Genomic DNA, 14521 nt, shown 5'->3' with positions numbered 1-14521 from the left:
CCGGGATCGTCCTTCAGATCGTCCCTCAGACGTGCGCGCTCAGGTCAATCGTCGGTGCCGCGGATGCCGACCGTCGACTCGATGACCGGCTTCATCTTCTTGCCGAGCGCCTCGAAGAACATCGACAGCGGGAACTCGTCGTCCAGCACGGCGTCGGTGTAACCCTTCGGAGCGCCCGAGAGCACCTCGTCGGATAGGCCGCGCGCCCAAGCGGATGCCGGATGCGGGGTGAGCACACCGCGCACCAGCTCGTAGGCCGCCAGCCAGTGGGCCGTCTTCGGCCGGTCGATCGAACGCCAGTACAGCTCGTCGATCGCATCGCCGAGAGCGACGACCGCATCGGGCACGCCCTCCCAGTCGAAGGTGAGCTGCGTGTCTGTCCAGTGCAGCACACCACGCTGGTGCAGCCACGCGAACAGCAGCTGACCGCCGAGGCCGTCGTAGTTGCGCACCCGCGATCCGGTGATCGCGAAGCGGAAGATGCGGTCGAAGATCACCGCGTACTGCACGAGCGCCGAGTGCTCGAGAGTCTCCTGCTCGGCATCCGTGAGCTCGTCGGCACGCGTCGACAGCGCCTTCTGGATCTTCACCGACTCCCGGAAGGCGGTCAGATCGCACCGCAGCTCCTCCAGGGAGTACAGGAAGAAGGGCATGCGCTGCTTGATCATGAACGGATCGAACGGCAGGTCACCGCGCATGTGGGTGCGATCGTGGATGATGTCCCACATCACGAACGTCTTCTCGGTGAGCGCCTGGTCGTCGAGCATCCGCGCCGCCTGCTCGGGCAGGTCGAGCTTGGTGATCTCGGAAGCTGCCCTGACGACGCGACGGTACCGGGCCGCCTCGCGGTCCTGGAAGATCGCGCCCCAGGTGAACGGCGGGATCTCACGCATGGCCACGGTCTCGGGGAACAGCACCGCCGAGTTCGTGTCGTAGCCGGGGGTGAAGTCCACCAGGCGCAGCGAGACGAACAGCTTGTTGCCGTAATCGCCGGCCTCGAGCTCCGCGATGAACTCCGGCCAGATCGTCTCGACGATGAGCGCCTCGACGAGCCGTTCGCTCGAGCCGTTCTGGGTGTACATCGGGAACACGACGAGGTGACGGATGCCGTCGACACGGTGCTGCTGAGGCTGGAAGGCGACGAGCGAGTCGAGGAAGTCGGGAACGCCGAACCCCTCGTCGGCCCAGCGCTGGAAGTCCTTCACCAGCGCCTCGAGATACTCGGCGTCGTGCGGGAAGGCGGGTGCGAGCGCACGGATGCCGCTGATGATCGCGGCCACATGCTGTGCGGCCTCGGCATGGTCGTCGGCGGTCGGGATCGAGCCGTCTTTGACCTGCAGGGGCCGGATGGCGATCGCCGCGTCCTTCAGCAGCTTCCACGCGGCGCTGGTCTCGGCGGTCGCGGCGTCGTCGACGACCTCGGGCTCGCCGATGATGGCCTGAGTGCTGGCGGTGTTGATGGACATCGGATCCTCCGATCGCGAGGGTTGCCGGAATATTTCCGGCGGTTTTCGGATATCACCGTTAGTCTTCCATGTATGGATGATCCTGTCGACCACGCGATCCTGGCCGCGATCTCCCGTGACGGGCGGGCGACCCTCGCTCAGCTGTCCGAGGTCGTCGGAATGTCGACGTCGGCCGTGCAGTCACGGCTGCGCCGACTCGAGACCCGTGGCGTCATCACGGGATATCGCGCCGTGCTCGATGCCGAGCAGGTCGGAAAGCCGCTCTCGGCGTTCGTCGAGATCACCCCGATCGACCCCGGTCAACCCGACAACGCGCCCGAGCTGCTGGAGAGCCTCGACGAGATCGAGGCGTGCCACTCGATCGCCGGGGAGGCGAGCTACATGCTGCTCGTGCGAGTCGCGGGCCCGCGAGCGCTGGAGAAGCTGGTCAACGACATCCGAGCGGTCGCGAACGTCCGCACGCGGACGACGATCGTGCTGCAGACCTACTACGAGAACCGCCCTATCGTCTCGCCGGCCTGACTGTCACACTTTTCTGCATCTGTCATGGCGATCGACGTGCCATTCGCTGAAAAGTGTGACATTGGGGGGTGGAGCACTCGGGGTGGAGCGCTCGGGGTGGGGCACCGGGGGCGGGGCGCTCATCGCGGCCCTCGCTAGGATGCCTGCGTGGCACGAACCTCCAAGCAGACGAAGAAGCGCGCACCGCAGAAGCGGCGTACGAGCGGCAACCCGGCGAAGCGGCCCATCGTCGAGCAGGGGCCGGTGACGACGAAGGACTGGATCGGCGCGGCGCGACTGCGCACCCTGCCGCTCGCCGTGGCGCCGGTCGTGCTCGGTACCGGAGCCGCGCAGACGGTCGACCGCAGCCTGCACTGGGTGATCGCGTTGGCCTGCCTCGCCGTCGCGGTGCTGCTGCAGATCGGCGTCAACTTCGCCAACGATTACAGCGACGGCATCCGCGGCACCGATGCGCATCGCGTAGGGCCTGCCCGCCTCACCGCATCCGGCCGGATCCCCGCCCGGCGGGTGCTGACGGTCTCGCTGGTCTTCTTCGCACTCTCCGCGGCGGTGGGCCTGGGGATCGTGATCCGCACCGAACAGTGGTGGATGCTCGCCGTCGGCGCAGCGTGCATCGTCGCCGCCTGGTTCTACACCGGCGGCAAGCGGCCGTACGGGTACAACGCGATGGGCGAGCTGTTCGTCTTCGTGTTCTTCGGACTCGTCGCGACCCTCGGCACCACCTGGGTGCAGGCGTTCTTCCTGCCCCTCGAGGCGTGGCTCGCCGCGATCGCGGCCGGTCTCTTCGCGTGTGCCGTGCTGCTCGCGAACAACCTGCGCGACATCGACCAGGACAGGCTGGTCGGCAAGCGCACGCTCACCGTGCTGATCGGCCGACGCGCCACGCAGACGCTGTTCACGCTGTTCGTGCTGCTGCCGTTCGTCCTGTCGAGCTGGATCGCACTGCTCTACCCGATCGCCTGGCTGGCGCCGTTCGCGCTGCTGGCCGGGATCCCCGCGGTCCTCATCGTCTGGACCTATCGTCAGCCGCGTGAGTTGGTGATCGCGCTCGGCCTGACGTCGCTGACCGCCCTCGTCTACGCGGGCCTCGTGTACTGGGGGCTGGTCGGCTGAGCATGTCGCCGATCGTCTACTCCCTGCCCGCGGAGCCGGGCCGGGAGAGCGAGGACGCCTGCGCGGTGGGTGACGGGGTCGCGGTCGTCGTCGACGGGGCGGGGCTGCCAAAGGACATGCGACGCGGATGCTCGCATTCGGTCGCCTGGTACGCCCGGATCCTCGCGGAGGCGTTCCGGATGCGGCTCGAGGACCGCGCGACGGCGATGACCGACGCCCTCGCCGGGGCGATCGCCGAGGTGACGGCGGCGCATGCCGGCACGTGCGAGCTTCGACGGGGATCCCCGAGCGCCACGGTGGCTGCCTGGCGGATGGACGGCGACGAGGTCGAGCACCTGGTGCTGAGCGACGCCTCCATCGTGCTGATCGGCGCCGACGGCACCGTGCAGGAGGTCACCGACGACCGGATCAACGACGCGGTGCAGCGCCGGTCCGCAGAGCTGCTGGAGGGCGGCGCGTTCTCGCAGGCCGCGGCCGCCCGTTTCGCCGCTCTCGATCAGACGCGCAACGTCGAGGGCGGCTTCTGGTGCTGCCACACAGACCCGGACGCCGCGCGGCATGCGTTCACGGGGCGCACCCCGATCCGCGACCTGCGCGGGATCGTCGCCGCATCCGACGGAGGAACGCGCGGGTACCAGCTGCTCGGGGCGCATTCGCTCGAACGGTTCGGGGAGCTCGCCGGCCGGGGTGACCTGGCCCGCATCGCGCAGGAGATCCGTGCGGCGGAGGACGCGCACGGTGTGCCCCCGTTCACCAAGCCGCATGACGACATCGCATTGGTCGCCGCGCTGATGTGACGCGTGTCACAGCGTGGCGCCGATCAGCGCTTCGCCGAGGGGCGTGCGCAGATGAAGCATCCGGTTCGCCTCGCGGGAACTGCCGATCAGGCCCGCATCGCGCAACACGGTGAGATGGTGGGATGCCGTCGAGACGGCGAGTCCGGTGTCGGCGGCCACCTGCGACGTCGTGCGAGCGACGTGCGCCGCGAACAGGATCTCGGCACGGGCGGGACCCAGCAGGGCGGACAGGGCTACGGCGATGTCGGATGCCTCCCGTGCCCAGCCGGCGGTGACGCCGCGGGCGGGATAGAACAGGGTCGGCTGCGCGGGCGGTTCGGTGAGCACCTGGCATCCGAAGGAGCTCATCACGGATGGCACCAGCACCAGGCCCGACCCGCGGCAGTCGACCTCCTCACTGTGCCGGCGAAGGGAGACCCGAACGGCGCCGTCCGTCCAGCTCACCGCCGGGTGGATGCCGGCGGCCATGCCCGCGATCCCGTCCGTCGCGATCATCCGCGAGCGGAACGCGATGTCGGCACGCAGCAGACGATCGAGCTGCGGCCAGACGGGGGCGAGCGCGACATGCCAGACCTGCTCCCACGCGTCGGCGATCATGCTGCGCGCCCGGCCGGGGTGCTCCTGCATGCGTGCGAGCCGCTCACGGCGCGCCCCGGACGCACGGACGACCATCTTGCCCAGATCCACCCGCATCCCGGCGAGTGACGCGGCCCGCAGCTCCGCGAGCTCGGCCTCCGGCGTGCGATCCCAGCGCGGCTCGGCGGTCAGGAAGTCGGGGACATAGCCATCCGCGCCGATCACGTCGGCGAGAAGCGCGAACGGCTCCCGCGGCAGGCGCGAGCGCACCTGGCGCAGCCATCCCCACTGCAGAGGATGCTGCGCCGGGCGAAGCAGGGCACGCACGGCGTGCGCGAGCTCATGCCCGGGCGAGACCCCGAAGCGCACCGCCTCGACGTCTCCCGGACTGAGGCGGAACCTCACGCGGTGATCGGGATGCTCGACACCTTCGACCCGCTGCGTCTTTCGATTCACATCGAAACTCTAGCCGACGCCGAACAGGCGCGGGAGAGTGAGATCGCAACGATGAAAGGAGCACCTCATGGTCGACACACTCGCGACACCCACCCTCGTCGCACCGGACCAGATCCGGCTCGGCAGCGGCCGCGGGCGCCGGTTCGAAGGCGCCGATCACGGCGCTGGGATCTCGTACTTCTTCGTCGACAACCAGCCCGGTCAGGGCTCCGGCCTGCATTGGCACCCGTACCCCGAGACCTGGGTCGTGCTCGAGGGCGACGTCACCTTCGCCGTCGGGCACGAGACGATCGTCGCGACCGCCGGTGACACGGTCACCGGCCCCGCGTTCGTGCCGCACAGGTTCACGAACACCGGCACGGGCACCATGCGCCTGATCGGCATCCACGCCTCGGCCGTGATCATCCAGACGAATCTCGACTGAACCGCACCGCACACCGCCTCATCCCACCAAGGAGAATCATGTCCTTTCAGGCATACCTCGACAACATCGAGACGAAGACCGGCCTGACGCCGCGTCAGTTCGTCGAGCTGGCATCCGAACGCGGCTTCGGCCCCGACACCAAGGCGACGCCGATCCTGGACTGGCTGAAGACCGACTACGACCTGTCGCGCGGTTACGGCATGGCCCTCGTGCATGTGATCACCAAGGGGCCGCAGATCAGTGCGAAGCACGTCGGCACCACGGGGACGCACGCCGACGACTCCGACACGCTGTGGCTCGACGGAAAGGCGACGAACCCGGCGAACGCCTGAGGCGGCGGATGGCCGGCCCCGCGTGCTCAGCGCTCGGGGTCGGCCCCGTCTTCGGCGTCCTCGTCGGGCCTGCTCCGGCGCCGCTTCTCGTAGAGGCCGCGGGACGCGTGCGAGAGCGGCGTGCGAAGGAACAGCAGTGAGATGCTCATGCCGATGAGCGCCGAGAACAGTGCCGCCAGCCACCAGTACTCACGGAAGATCGGGAAGAAGAACCACAGGATCGCCAGGGGCACGAGGAAGGCCAGCAGCCGCAGCACGGTGTAGACGAGGAGGGGCGGCAACTTCACTCGTCCAGTGTAGGAGCCGCCGGTTAGGCGCCCGCTGTGCACGACCGCCGTGGCCGAAGACTCCACGCGGTGCGCGGCCGATCCCGCACGATCGCAGGCGACCTACACTGGAAGCATGGCACGCGTCCTGATCATCGGCGGTTTTCTGGCCGTCCTCTTCTGGGTGTACAGCATCGTCGACTGCGCCGTGCAGCCGGCGGAGCGGCACCGTGGCGTGTCCAAGGCCAAGTGGGTTCTGATCGTCGTGCTTCTGCCGGTGATCGGCGGCATCCTGTGGTTCGCGATCGGCAGGCGACGCCCAGGACACGACGACTCGCCGCTGTTCCGCCCCGACGATGACCCGGAGTTCCTGCGCGGCATCTCCCGCAAGGAGCAGGACGCGCGCATCAAGCAGCTCGAGGAGGAGCTCGCGCGTCTGGATGACGAGACCGACGGCACGGACAATCGCCCGTGATCGCGTCGCCCGCGAGCGCGGCGGCAGGTGAGCTGCTCGCCGAGCTCATCGGCAGCGGTGTGCGCGATGTGGTGCTCTCGCCCGGCTCGCGCTCGCAGGCGCTCGCGCTCGCCGCGACGGCCCTCGCCCGCAGGGGCGCCGTGCGGGTGCACGTGCGGATCGACGAACGGGTCGCCGGGTTCACGGCTCTCGGCATCGCGCGGGAGACCGGGGTGCCCGCAGCCGTCGTGTGCACGTCGGGCACCGCGGTGGGAAACCTGCTGCCGGCGGCCATGGAGGCCTTCCACTCCGGTGTGCCGCTGCTGCTCCTGACCGCCGATCGTCCGCCGGAGCTGCGTGGCGTCGGCGCCAACCAGGCCACCGTACAGCCGGGCATCTTCGGGCCGTTCGTGCGGTGGCAGGCGGATGCCGCGGTGCCCGCGTCGGCACCCGGAACGACGTCCGCGTGGTCCGGTCTCGGGCGGGACGCGGTGGCGGCGGCGCTCGGGCTGACCGGGGCCGGCACGCCCGGGGTGGCGGGTCCCGTGCACCTGAACCTGCCGGCCAGGGAGCCGCTCTCCGACGCCACCGTTCCTGTGGTGTCGCGCGGCGATGCGCCCACGGGTCCGCATCTCGAGACGACGGAACTGCCTCGCGGCCCGCGCACGGTCGTCATCGCGGGCGCGGATGCCGGGCCGGATGCCGAAGCGGTGTCGCACGCCGGGGGTTGGCCGCTGATCGCCGAGATCGTCAGCGGTGCCCGGTACGGGCGGCTCCTCGTGCACGGCTATCGCGCACTGCTGCGCCAGGACGGGCTCGGCGGCAGCATTCAGCGGGCGGTCGTCTTCGGGCATCCGACCCTCAGCCGCGAGGTGGCGGCGCTGCTCGCCCGCGACGATGTCGAGGTGATCGCGGTCCGCTCCGGCGGAGAGCCATTGAATCTGAACGGGCGCACGCGCGCGGTCGATGCGCTCGCCGTGGATCCGGGACCGGCCGACCGCCAGTGGCTGGGTGCCTGGATGTCCGCCTCTGCAGCGGCATCCGTCGATCTGAGCGCTCCCGCACCGGATCAGGACGGCCTCTCGTCGACCGACACGGCGGCTCGGCGCGACGCGGTGCGCGCCGAGCTCGACGTCGTGCGCCGGCCGGTCGATCGCGCGCTGCTGGCGGATGCGGTGTGGCGGGCGACCTGGCCTCACGACCGGCTCGTGTTCGGGTCGTCCCGGCTCGTCCGGGTCGCCGACCAGGTGCTCGGCGGCAAGAAGGTGCCGGTGCATGCCAATCGCGGCCTCGCCGGGATCGACGGCACGATCGCGACGGCGACCGGCATCGCCGTGGCCAGTCAGGCCGAGGGCGCGCCCGGTGTGACGCGGGTGCTGCTCGGCGATCTCGCGTTCCTGCACGATGTCGGCGCGCTTCTGCTGCCGGCGGATGAGCCGGCACCCCGCATCCAGGTGATCGTGGGCAACGACGGCGGCGGGACGATCTTCGACGGCCTCGAAGTCGCGACCTCGGCGCCCGGCGAAGATCTCGACCGCGTCTTCTACACCCCGCACACGGCCGACCTGCGTCAGCTGGCCGCCGCCTACGGATGGGACTACGCGCAGGTCTCGACCCGCTCGGCGCTGGATCAGGTCCTCACCTCACCGGTCAGCGGGCCCCAGATCATCGAGGTTCCGCTGGAGCGCTGAGCGTCGCATCCGGACGCACGGCGCTGGTCGGCGGGGGACCGGGGCAGCGCCGCCGATCAGCTGAGCCGGTCGACGATCGACGTGACGTCCGCGCTGGCGAATCTGGCATCCGCCGGGGCTGCTTCGATCGCGGCCAGACCGTCGTCGTAGAGGTCGGTCTTCGAGGGCGGGATGGCGAGGGCCTCGACTGGCGAGGTGTCGGTGAGCACCTCTTCCAGGCCCTGCAGGGCGCTGAACCGGCGTGCCTGCGTCACGACGTTGCGGTCGAGCGAGCCGGCGAACTTGTTGTACGCCTCGACCGTGGTGTTCAGGCTGCGGCCGAGCTTGGCGAGGTGACCGCCGAGCGTGCCCAACCGCTTGTGCAGCTCCTTGCCCACTGCGAAGATCTGCTGCGCCTCCTGCGCGAGCTGGTCCTGTCGCCAGGCGTGACCGACGGTGCGCAGGAGCGCGATCAGAGTCGACGGCGTGGCGATCACGACGTTGCGCTCGAAGGCGTACTCGTACAGCGTGGCGTCCTGGTCCAGCGCCGCCACGAGGAAGGGCTCGGCGGGCACGAACATCACCACGAACTCGGGTGAGCCGGCGACCACGTCCCAGTACTCCTTGGCGCCGAGGTCGTCGATGTGCTTGCGCAGGTGTCGCGCGTGGGCCTGCAGGCGCTGCGCGCGCACCGCCTCGTCTGTCGCCTCCATGGCCTCGAGGTAGCCGCTGAAGGCGACCTTCGAATCGACCACGACGCGCTTGTCGCCCGCGAGGTGCACGACCAGGTCGGGCCGCAGCGCTCCCTCGTCGGTGTCATGGTGCAGCTGCTCGTCGAAGTCGACATGGTTCAGCATGCCTGCTGCCTCGACGACACGGCGCAGCTGCAGCTCGCCCCAGCGGCCGCGCACCTGCGGTGCCCGCAGCGCGTTCACCAGATTGCGGGTCTCCGACCCCAGTGCCTCGGAGGACTGCCGCATGATCTGCAGCTGCTCGGCCAGCGCCGCATTCGCCTCGAGACGCGCCTTCTCGGCCGTCGTCATCTCGCTCTTCACCGTGTCGAGCGTCTTCTGGATCGGCTCGATCAGCTGCTGCACGGCGTCCTGGCGCTTCTGCAGCTCGGCGGCGCCCTCGGTCTGGCTGCGCTTCAGACGCTCCTCGGCCTGCTGCAGGAACACCCTGCTGTTGGCCTCGAGCGCCTTGCGGCTGAGCGCGTCGAATTCGTCGGACAGCCTCTTCTGGTCAGCGCGCAGCTCTTCGAGCCGCTCGCCCGCGCGGCGCCGCTCGAGCGCGAGATCGGCCTCGGCCTCTTCACGCAGCTCCGCCAGCCGCCGCACGTGCTCCGCACGCTCGTCGCTCAGCCGGGCCTGCGCCTCGCTCTTCGCCTGCGCCAGCGCGGCCTCGCCGTCCTGCCGCACCTGCGCGGCGGCGCGCTCGCCGAGCTGGCGCGTCTCGGCGACACGACGCTCGGCGAGCGCCCTCTCCTCCTGCACGCGGACACCGATCTCGGCGCGCAGCGCCTCCGCATCCCGCTGCAGTGCGTCGATCCGCAGTCGCGCCGACTGCACCTCCGCCTGCTGCGCGGCATCCGATGAGCGGCCGCGCTGCATCCCGAGCACCAGCCCGAGCCCGCCGGCGAGAGCCGCGGCGATCACAGCGACGACGATGACAAGAACCGTGGTGTCCATGGTGCGATTGTGCCGGGTGCCTCCGACATCGGGCGGCGGGTGCATGATGTCTCCATGAACAGACAAGCCTGGACAGCGCGACCCGACGAGATCCTGCGGGCAGCGGCGGGCTTCCGGCTCGACGACGTCGACGCCGGCGCGACGCCGGGTTTCCACGGCGACAAGGTCGATGGGAAGAAGCAGCTCGCCGCTCGCTCGCGGGTGCTCGGAGACCTGCAGGAGCGGCTGTACGCCGGAACCCGCACCGGCGATGCGACGGATGCCGTGCTGCTCGTGCTGCAGGCGATGGACACCGCGGGCAAGGGCGGGATCGTCCGCCATGTCGTCGGCGGCGTCGACCCGCAGGGCGTCGAACTCGCCGCGTTCAAGGCCCCGACACCCGAGGAGCTCTCGCACGACTTCCTCTGGCGCATCGAGAAGCGACTGCCGCAGCCCGGCTTCATCGGCGTGTTCGACCGCTCGCACTACGAGGACGTGCTCATCGCCCGGGTGCACGGCCTGGCCGACGACGTCGAGATCGAGCGACGCTACGACGCGATACGCGCGTTCGAGCACCGCATCGCCGAATCCGGCATCCGGATCGTCAAGGTCATGCTGCACATCTCACGCGACGAGCAGAAGGAACGGCTCATGGAGCGCCTCGACCGGCCCGACAAGCACTGGAAGTACAGCCCCGGTGACGTCGACGAACGGCTGCGCTGGGACGACTACATGGCCGCGTACCAGACGGCGCTGGAGCGCACCTCGAGCGCGGATGCGCCATGGCACGTCGTCCCCGCGAACCACAAGTGGTACGCCAGGCTGGCCGTGCAGGAGCTGCTGATCTCGGCGCTCGAGGACATCGATCCGCAGTGGCCGGAGGCCGACTTCGATGTGGCGGCGGAGAAGAAGCGGCTGGCGGCGAGCTGAGAGCCGCCCTCAGCGCTGCGGCTTGCGCCCGCGGTGCAGCGCCACGATGCCGAAGCTGAGGTTGCGATACGCCACCTCGGTCCAGCCCGCTTCGCGCAGCCAGGCCGCGAGGGTGCGCTGATCGGGCCAGTCGCGGATCGACTCGTTGAGGTAGTCGTACGCGTCGCCGTTCGTGCCGGCGAGCCGGGCCACCTTCGGCAGCACCTGAGCGTTGTAGAAGCGGTACAGCCCGCGGAAGAGCCTGCCCGGGGGAGTGGAGAACTCGTTGATCACGAGGCGACCGCCCGGCTTCGTCACCCGGAAGAGCTCGCGCAGCGCCTTCTTCGGGTCCTGCACATTGCGCAGGCCGTACGACATGGTGACGGCGTCGAACTCGCCGTCGCCGAACGGCAGCGCCGTCGCATCCGCCTCGACGAACGTCAGATTGGGCAAGTGCCCGTGCCGACGGCGCCCCTCGGCGAGCATCCCGGGAGAGAAGTCCGCGGCGACGACGTCGGCGCCGCTGGCCGCGAGGGAGGCGGAGGACGATGCCGTGCCGGCGGCCAGGTCGAGGATGCGCTCGCCGCGCTTCGGTGCGACCGCGCGGGTCGTCGCCGCGCGCCAGAGGGCGTCATTGCCGAAGGTCATCACGGTGTTCGTGCGGTCGTAGCCCGCGGCGACCTGATCGAACATGCCGCTCACTCGCGACGGGTCTTTGCCGAGATCGGCGCGGTTCGGCTCCATGCCTCGATCCTAGTTCGAGCCGCGCGCGCCACTCTCGGTCGCGTCGGGGTGGGTGGTGGCCGGTCGTAGACTCGGCGGGTGAATGCGAATCGTCCCCAGCCCGGCACGCCGATGATCGTCCAGTGGAGCAAGTGGGACGGATCACCGCACTGGGCCAATGAGGAGGTCTACCTCGGCCATGACGAGTGGGGCGACTGGGTCGGGCAGCCCGTCGGCTGGCGCAACACCCGGCCCGGCCGTGCGTTCGCGGCGAGCAGTCCCAACGTCACCCTGATCCCGCATCCGGATGCTGCGCTCGGCGCGGCCGACTTCGCCCTCACCGTCAACCGCCGCCATCCCCATGGCATGCGCATCTACATCGACCTCGCCTGGGACCTGCGCTGGACCGGCAGCACCCGCACGGACCTCGCGCTCCCCGTGCACGCCACCGGCATCGACATGGACCTCGACGTCGTACGGGTCGAGGGCGAACGCGGCACCTGGATCGACGACCGCGACGAGTGGGAGGAGCACCTCGTGCAGTACGGCTACCCCGCGGATGTCATCACGCGCCTGGAAGCGCTCGCCGTCGACCTCGAGCAGAAGGTCCGCGCGAAGCTGCCTCCCTTCGACGACGCCACCGCCGACGTCTGGCTCGACCGCCTCGAAGCCCTCGGCCTCGACCGCCACCCGCAGGGTGAACAGTAGGCTGGACGGGTGAGCAGCATCCGCCTGGTCGCGCAGACCCGCGAGATCCCACCCGTCGATGATCTGCTGGCCCACACCTCCGCGTCGCACCCGTTGGCGTGGCTGCGCCGCGGCAACGGGATCGTGGCCGCGGGTGACGCGGCGCCGACGGTCCTCCGCGTGCCCGCCTCACACGGGCAGCGTCGCGCCGAGCAGATCGCCGAGGCCTGGCGCGCCCTCGCCGCGGGGGCCGAGATCGACGACCCCGTGCGCCTGCCCGGGACCGGACTCGTCGCGTTCGGCACCCTCACCTTCGACGAGGACTCCGGTGCCGACAGCATCCTGATCGTGCCGTCGACGGTGATCGGGCGCAGCCACGGGCGCAGCTGGGTCACCCGCATCCGTGCCGAGGGCGCCGAGTTCGCCGCCGTTCCCGATGCCGTCGCGTACGGCCCGCACTGGGCCGGCCGCGTCGGCCCCGGCGCACAGACCCCGCAGGGATATCAGGAGTCCGTGCGCCGAGCGCTCGACGAGATCGCCGCCGGCGAGCTCGGCAAAGTCGTGCTCGCGCGCGATCTCACCGGGACGGTCCCCGCAGATGCCGACCTGCGCCGTCTGGTGCGGGCCCTGTCGACGGGCTACCCCGACACCTGGACCTTCGCGGTCGACGGTCTCATCGGCGCGAGCCCCGAGACGCTGGTCACGGTGCATGAGCGCGCGGTCACCGCACGCGTGCTCGCCGGCACGGCAGGGCGGGGGGCGGATTCGGATGCCGACGCAGACGCCGCGTCCGCGCTCGCCGGCAGTGCGAAGGACCTCGACGAGCACGCGTACGCGGTGCGCAGCGTGCTCGACGCTCTCGCCCCGCACACGGCGCGGCTGTCCGCCGACGAGCGGCCCTACATCCTGGAACTCCCGAACCTCTTCCATCTGGCGACCGACGTCGCGGGGGTGCTCAGCGACGGAGCATCCGCTCTCGATCTGGTCGGTGCGCTGCATCCCACCGCCGCCGTCGCCGGCACACCGACCCCCCGCGCGATCCAGGCGATCCGCCGGCTCGAGCCCTTCGACCGAGGTCGGTACGCAGGCCCGGTGGGATGGGTGGATGCCGCCGGCAACGGCGACTGGGCGATCGCGCTGCGCTGCGCGCAGTTCGGTGACGTCACGGTCGACGAGTCCGGCGCCCGCCGCGTGACGGCGTTCGCGGGCGCGGGCATCGTCGCGGGCAGCGACCCGGAGTCCGAGCTGCTCGAGACCCGCGTCAAGTTCCGGCCGCTGGTCGACGCTCTCGCCTGAGCGGCGACCCGCGCCCGCATGTCCGCTCTGCTGGTGGCGGATCGCGCCGACCCGACGGACTTCGGCGGGTCCCCGCGCGGGTAGGCTGGAAGGCGTGACTTCGAGCCCCGCAGCCCCGGGCACGCGACTGGCGAGCCGACTCGGCTTCAGCGACCGCGTCTTCGTCGGCCCCGCAGCGCGTCGCATCGCGAAGCGGATCGAGGACGGGCTCGATCTGGTCGAGGCGGGGCTGGCTGAAGACCTGAAGGTGGCCGACTCCGTCGCCGACGCCGCCAGCCGCTATCTGTACGAGGCCGGCGGCAAGCGCATCCGGCCCGTGCTCGCTCTGCTCACCGCGCAGCTCGGCGAAGGCAACATCCCCGCCGTGATCGACGTCGCCAAGGCGCTCGAGCTCACCCACCTCGGATCGCTGTACCACGACGACGTCATGGACGGCGCCGACAAGCGCCGAGGCGTGCCCGCCGCGCACGCCGTCTGGGGCAACAGCGTCGCGATCCTCACCGGCGACATCCTGTTCTCCCGGGCCAGCCAGATCATGTCGCGCTACGGCGACCGCGCCATCCGGCTGCAGGCCGACACCTTCGAGCGGCTCGTGCTCGGCCAGATGCACGAGACGGTCGGCGCGCAGCCCGGCGATGACCCGATCGAGTTCTACATCCAGGTGCTCGCCGACAAGACCGGCTCGCTGATCGCGGCAGCCACGCAGGGTGGTGCGATCTTCTCGAACGCGGCTGCGGAGTTCGAAGAGCCGCTGCGGGTCTACGGCGAGAAGGTGGGCGTCGCGTTCCAGCTGCTCGACGACGTGATCGACCTGTCGGCCGATCCCGGTGAGACCGGCAAGGTGCCGGGCACCGACCTGCGCGCCGGTGTGCCGACGATGCCCTCGCTGCTGCTGAAAACCGGTGCCGACCCCGCCGACGCCGCACTCGCACGGCGCATCGACGAGGGCGTCGCCCAGATCGCCGCCGGCGCCGACCCGGCGGTCCTCGACGGGCCGCTGGCCGAACTGCGCGACCACCAGGCCACCCAGCGCACCCTCGAACTCGCCCGCACCTGGACCGCCGACGCGATCGCGGCACTGGAACCGCTGCCGAAGGGCACCGTCCGCGAAGCGCTCACCCGCTTCGCCGAGTCGCTCGCCGACCGCAGCAGCTGATGGAAGG

The 14521-nt window shown here is 70.4% G+C and carries 16 protein-coding genes; 11 read left to right on the top strand and 5 right to left on the bottom strand.

The window, feature by feature from the left end; translation table 11 throughout:
- Positions 1-44 precede the first annotated feature (44 nt).
- Positions 45-1466 carry a DUF6421 family protein gene (locus tag ACFWH5_RS01175; RefSeq protein WP_378830820.1) on the bottom strand — a complete coding sequence of 474 codons (1422 nt, stop codon included), beginning with the start codon at positions 1464-1466 and terminating at the stop codon, positions 45-47.
- A gap of 72 nt (positions 1467-1538) precedes the next feature.
- On the opposite strand from ACFWH5_RS01175, the gene ACFWH5_RS01170 reads away from it, so the two are divergent.
- The 3 genes from ACFWH5_RS01170 to ACFWH5_RS01160 all read left to right on the top strand — a co-directional run bounded on the left by ACFWH5_RS01170 (position 1539) and on the right by ACFWH5_RS01160 (position 3898).
- Complete coding sequence (locus ACFWH5_RS01170) at positions 1539-1988, top strand: Lrp/AsnC family transcriptional regulator (protein WP_378830817.1); 450 nt, start codon at positions 1539-1541, stop codon at positions 1986-1988.
- 147 nt (positions 1989-2135) lie between these two features.
- A complete protein-coding gene (locus tag ACFWH5_RS01165) occupies positions 2136-3101 on the top strand; it encodes a 1,4-dihydroxy-2-naphthoate polyprenyltransferase (protein WP_378830815.1) in 966 nt (321 codons plus the stop codon).
- A 2-nt stretch (positions 3102-3103) separates the two neighbouring features.
- A complete protein-coding gene (locus ACFWH5_RS01160; RefSeq protein ID WP_378830812.1) occupies positions 3104-3898 on the top strand; it encodes a protein phosphatase 2C domain-containing protein in 795 nt (264 codons plus the stop codon).
- Between the two features lie 6 nt (positions 3899-3904).
- Here the strand turns inward: ACFWH5_RS01160 and ACFWH5_RS01155 are convergent, their stop codons facing one another.
- Positions 3905-4930 carry a DUF5937 family protein gene (locus ACFWH5_RS01155; protein ID WP_378830810.1) on the bottom strand — a complete coding sequence of 342 codons (1026 nt, stop codon included), beginning with the start codon at positions 4928-4930 and terminating at the stop codon, positions 3905-3907.
- 67 nt (positions 4931-4997) lie between these two features.
- On the opposite strand from ACFWH5_RS01155, the gene ACFWH5_RS01150 reads away from it, so the two are divergent.
- Positions 4998-5354 carry a cupin domain-containing protein gene (locus ACFWH5_RS01150; RefSeq protein WP_378830808.1) on the top strand — a complete coding sequence of 119 codons (357 nt, stop codon included), beginning with the start codon at positions 4998-5000 and terminating at the stop codon, positions 5352-5354.
- A gap of 38 nt (positions 5355-5392) precedes the next feature.
- The gene (locus ACFWH5_RS01145; RefSeq protein ID WP_378830806.1) at positions 5393-5686 is read left to right on the top strand and encodes a DUF4287 domain-containing protein; all 294 of its coding nucleotides are present in this window, start codon (positions 5393-5395) and stop codon (positions 5684-5686) included.
- A 26-nt stretch (positions 5687-5712) separates the two neighbouring features.
- Here ACFWH5_RS01145 and ACFWH5_RS01140 read toward each other — a convergent pair whose 3' ends face one another.
- Entirely contained in the window at positions 5713-5973 is a 261-nt protein-coding gene (locus tag ACFWH5_RS01140; RefSeq protein ID WP_378830804.1) for a DUF4229 domain-containing protein, read from the bottom strand.
- 115 nt (positions 5974-6088) lie between these two features.
- On the opposite strand from ACFWH5_RS01140, the gene ACFWH5_RS01135 reads away from it, so the two are divergent.
- Positions 6089-6427 carry a PLD nuclease N-terminal domain-containing protein gene (locus ACFWH5_RS01135; RefSeq protein WP_378830802.1) on the top strand — a complete coding sequence of 113 codons (339 nt, stop codon included), beginning with the start codon at positions 6089-6091 and terminating at the stop codon, positions 6425-6427.
- Entirely contained in the window at positions 6424-8097 is a 1674-nt protein-coding gene (menD, locus tag ACFWH5_RS01130) for a 2-succinyl-5-enolpyruvyl-6-hydroxy-3-cyclohexene-1-carboxylic-acid synthase (RefSeq protein ID WP_378830800.1), read from the top strand. Before ACFWH5_RS01135 ends, menD begins: the two co-directional genes overlap by 4 nt.
- A 56-nt stretch (positions 8098-8153) precedes the next feature.
- Here menD and rmuC read toward each other — a convergent pair whose 3' ends face one another.
- The gene (gene rmuC, locus ACFWH5_RS01125) at positions 8154-9764 is read right to left on the bottom strand and encodes a DNA recombination protein RmuC (protein WP_378830798.1); all 1611 of its coding nucleotides are present in this window, start codon (positions 9762-9764) and stop codon (positions 8154-8156) included.
- A gap of 54 nt (positions 9765-9818) precedes the next feature.
- Here rmuC and ACFWH5_RS01120 point away from each other — a divergent pair, with 54 nt between their 5' ends.
- Positions 9819-10673, top strand: coding sequence for a polyphosphate kinase 2 family protein (locus ACFWH5_RS01120; protein ID WP_378830796.1), 855 nt, complete (start codon positions 9819-9821; stop codon positions 10671-10673).
- 9 nt (positions 10674-10682) lie between these two features.
- On the opposite strand, the gene ACFWH5_RS01115 is transcribed toward ACFWH5_RS01120, so the two are convergent.
- Complete coding sequence (locus ACFWH5_RS01115; protein ID WP_378830794.1) at positions 10683-11396, bottom strand: class I SAM-dependent methyltransferase; 714 nt, start codon at positions 11394-11396, stop codon at positions 10683-10685.
- A 78-nt stretch (positions 11397-11474) separates the two neighbouring features.
- On the opposite strand from ACFWH5_RS01115, the gene ACFWH5_RS01110 reads away from it, so the two are divergent.
- The 3 genes from ACFWH5_RS01110 (at position 11475) to ACFWH5_RS01100 (ending at position 14514) form a co-directional block, all read left to right on the top strand.
- Positions 11475-12083, top strand: a complete 609-nt coding sequence (locus ACFWH5_RS01110; protein WP_378830792.1) for a hypothetical protein — start codon at positions 11475-11477, stop codon at positions 12081-12083.
- A 9-nt stretch (positions 12084-12092) separates the two neighbouring features.
- Positions 12093-13358, top strand: a complete 1266-nt coding sequence (locus ACFWH5_RS01105) for an isochorismate synthase MenF (RefSeq protein ID WP_378830791.1) — start codon at positions 12093-12095, stop codon at positions 13356-13358.
- 94 nt (positions 13359-13452) lie between these two features.
- Complete coding sequence (locus tag ACFWH5_RS01100; RefSeq protein ID WP_378830789.1) at positions 13453-14514, top strand: polyprenyl synthetase family protein; 1062 nt, start codon at positions 13453-13455, stop codon at positions 14512-14514.
- The last annotated feature ends 7 nt before the right edge of the window (positions 14515-14521 follow it).

It is taken from the genome of Microbacterium sp. NPDC058345 (assembly GCF_042723855.1).
GTDB lineage: Bacteria > Actinomycetota > Actinomycetes > Actinomycetales > Microbacteriaceae > Microbacterium.
The sequence above is the reverse complement of the archived record's forward strand: the minus strand, read 5'-3'. Positions and strand labels throughout refer to the sequence as shown.

Bases quoted from the DNA above. Each gene is read 5' to 3' on its own strand.
- ACFWH5_RS01175 (WP_378830820.1), bottom strand. From the start codon at position 1,466: ATGTCCATCAACACCGCCAGCACTCAGGCCATCATCGGCGAGCCCGAG.
- ACFWH5_RS01170 (WP_378830817.1), top strand. From the start codon at position 1,539: ATGGATGATCCTGTCGACCACGCGATCCTGGCCGCGATCTCCCGTGAC.
- ACFWH5_RS01160 (WP_378830812.1), top strand. From the start codon at position 3,104: ATGTCGCCGATCGTCTACTCCCTGCCCGCGGAGCCGGGCCGGGAGAGC.
- ACFWH5_RS01150 (WP_378830808.1), top strand. From the start codon at position 4,998: ATGGTCGACACACTCGCGACACCCACCCTCGTCGCACCGGACCAGATC.
- ACFWH5_RS01145 (WP_378830806.1), top strand. From the start codon at position 5,393: ATGTCCTTTCAGGCATACCTCGACAACATCGAGACGAAGACCGGCCTG.
- ACFWH5_RS01135 (WP_378830802.1), top strand. From the start codon at position 6,089: ATGGCACGCGTCCTGATCATCGGCGGTTTTCTGGCCGTCCTCTTCTGG.
- rmuC (WP_378830798.1), bottom strand. From the start codon at position 9,764: ATGGACACCACGGTTCTTGTCATCGTCGTCGCTGTGATCGCCGCGGCT.
- ACFWH5_RS01120 (WP_378830796.1), top strand. From the start codon at position 9,819: ATGAACAGACAAGCCTGGACAGCGCGACCCGACGAGATCCTGCGGGCA.
- ACFWH5_RS01115 (WP_378830794.1), bottom strand. From the start codon at position 11,396: ATGGAGCCGAACCGCGCCGATCTCGGCAAAGACCCGTCGCGAGTGAGC.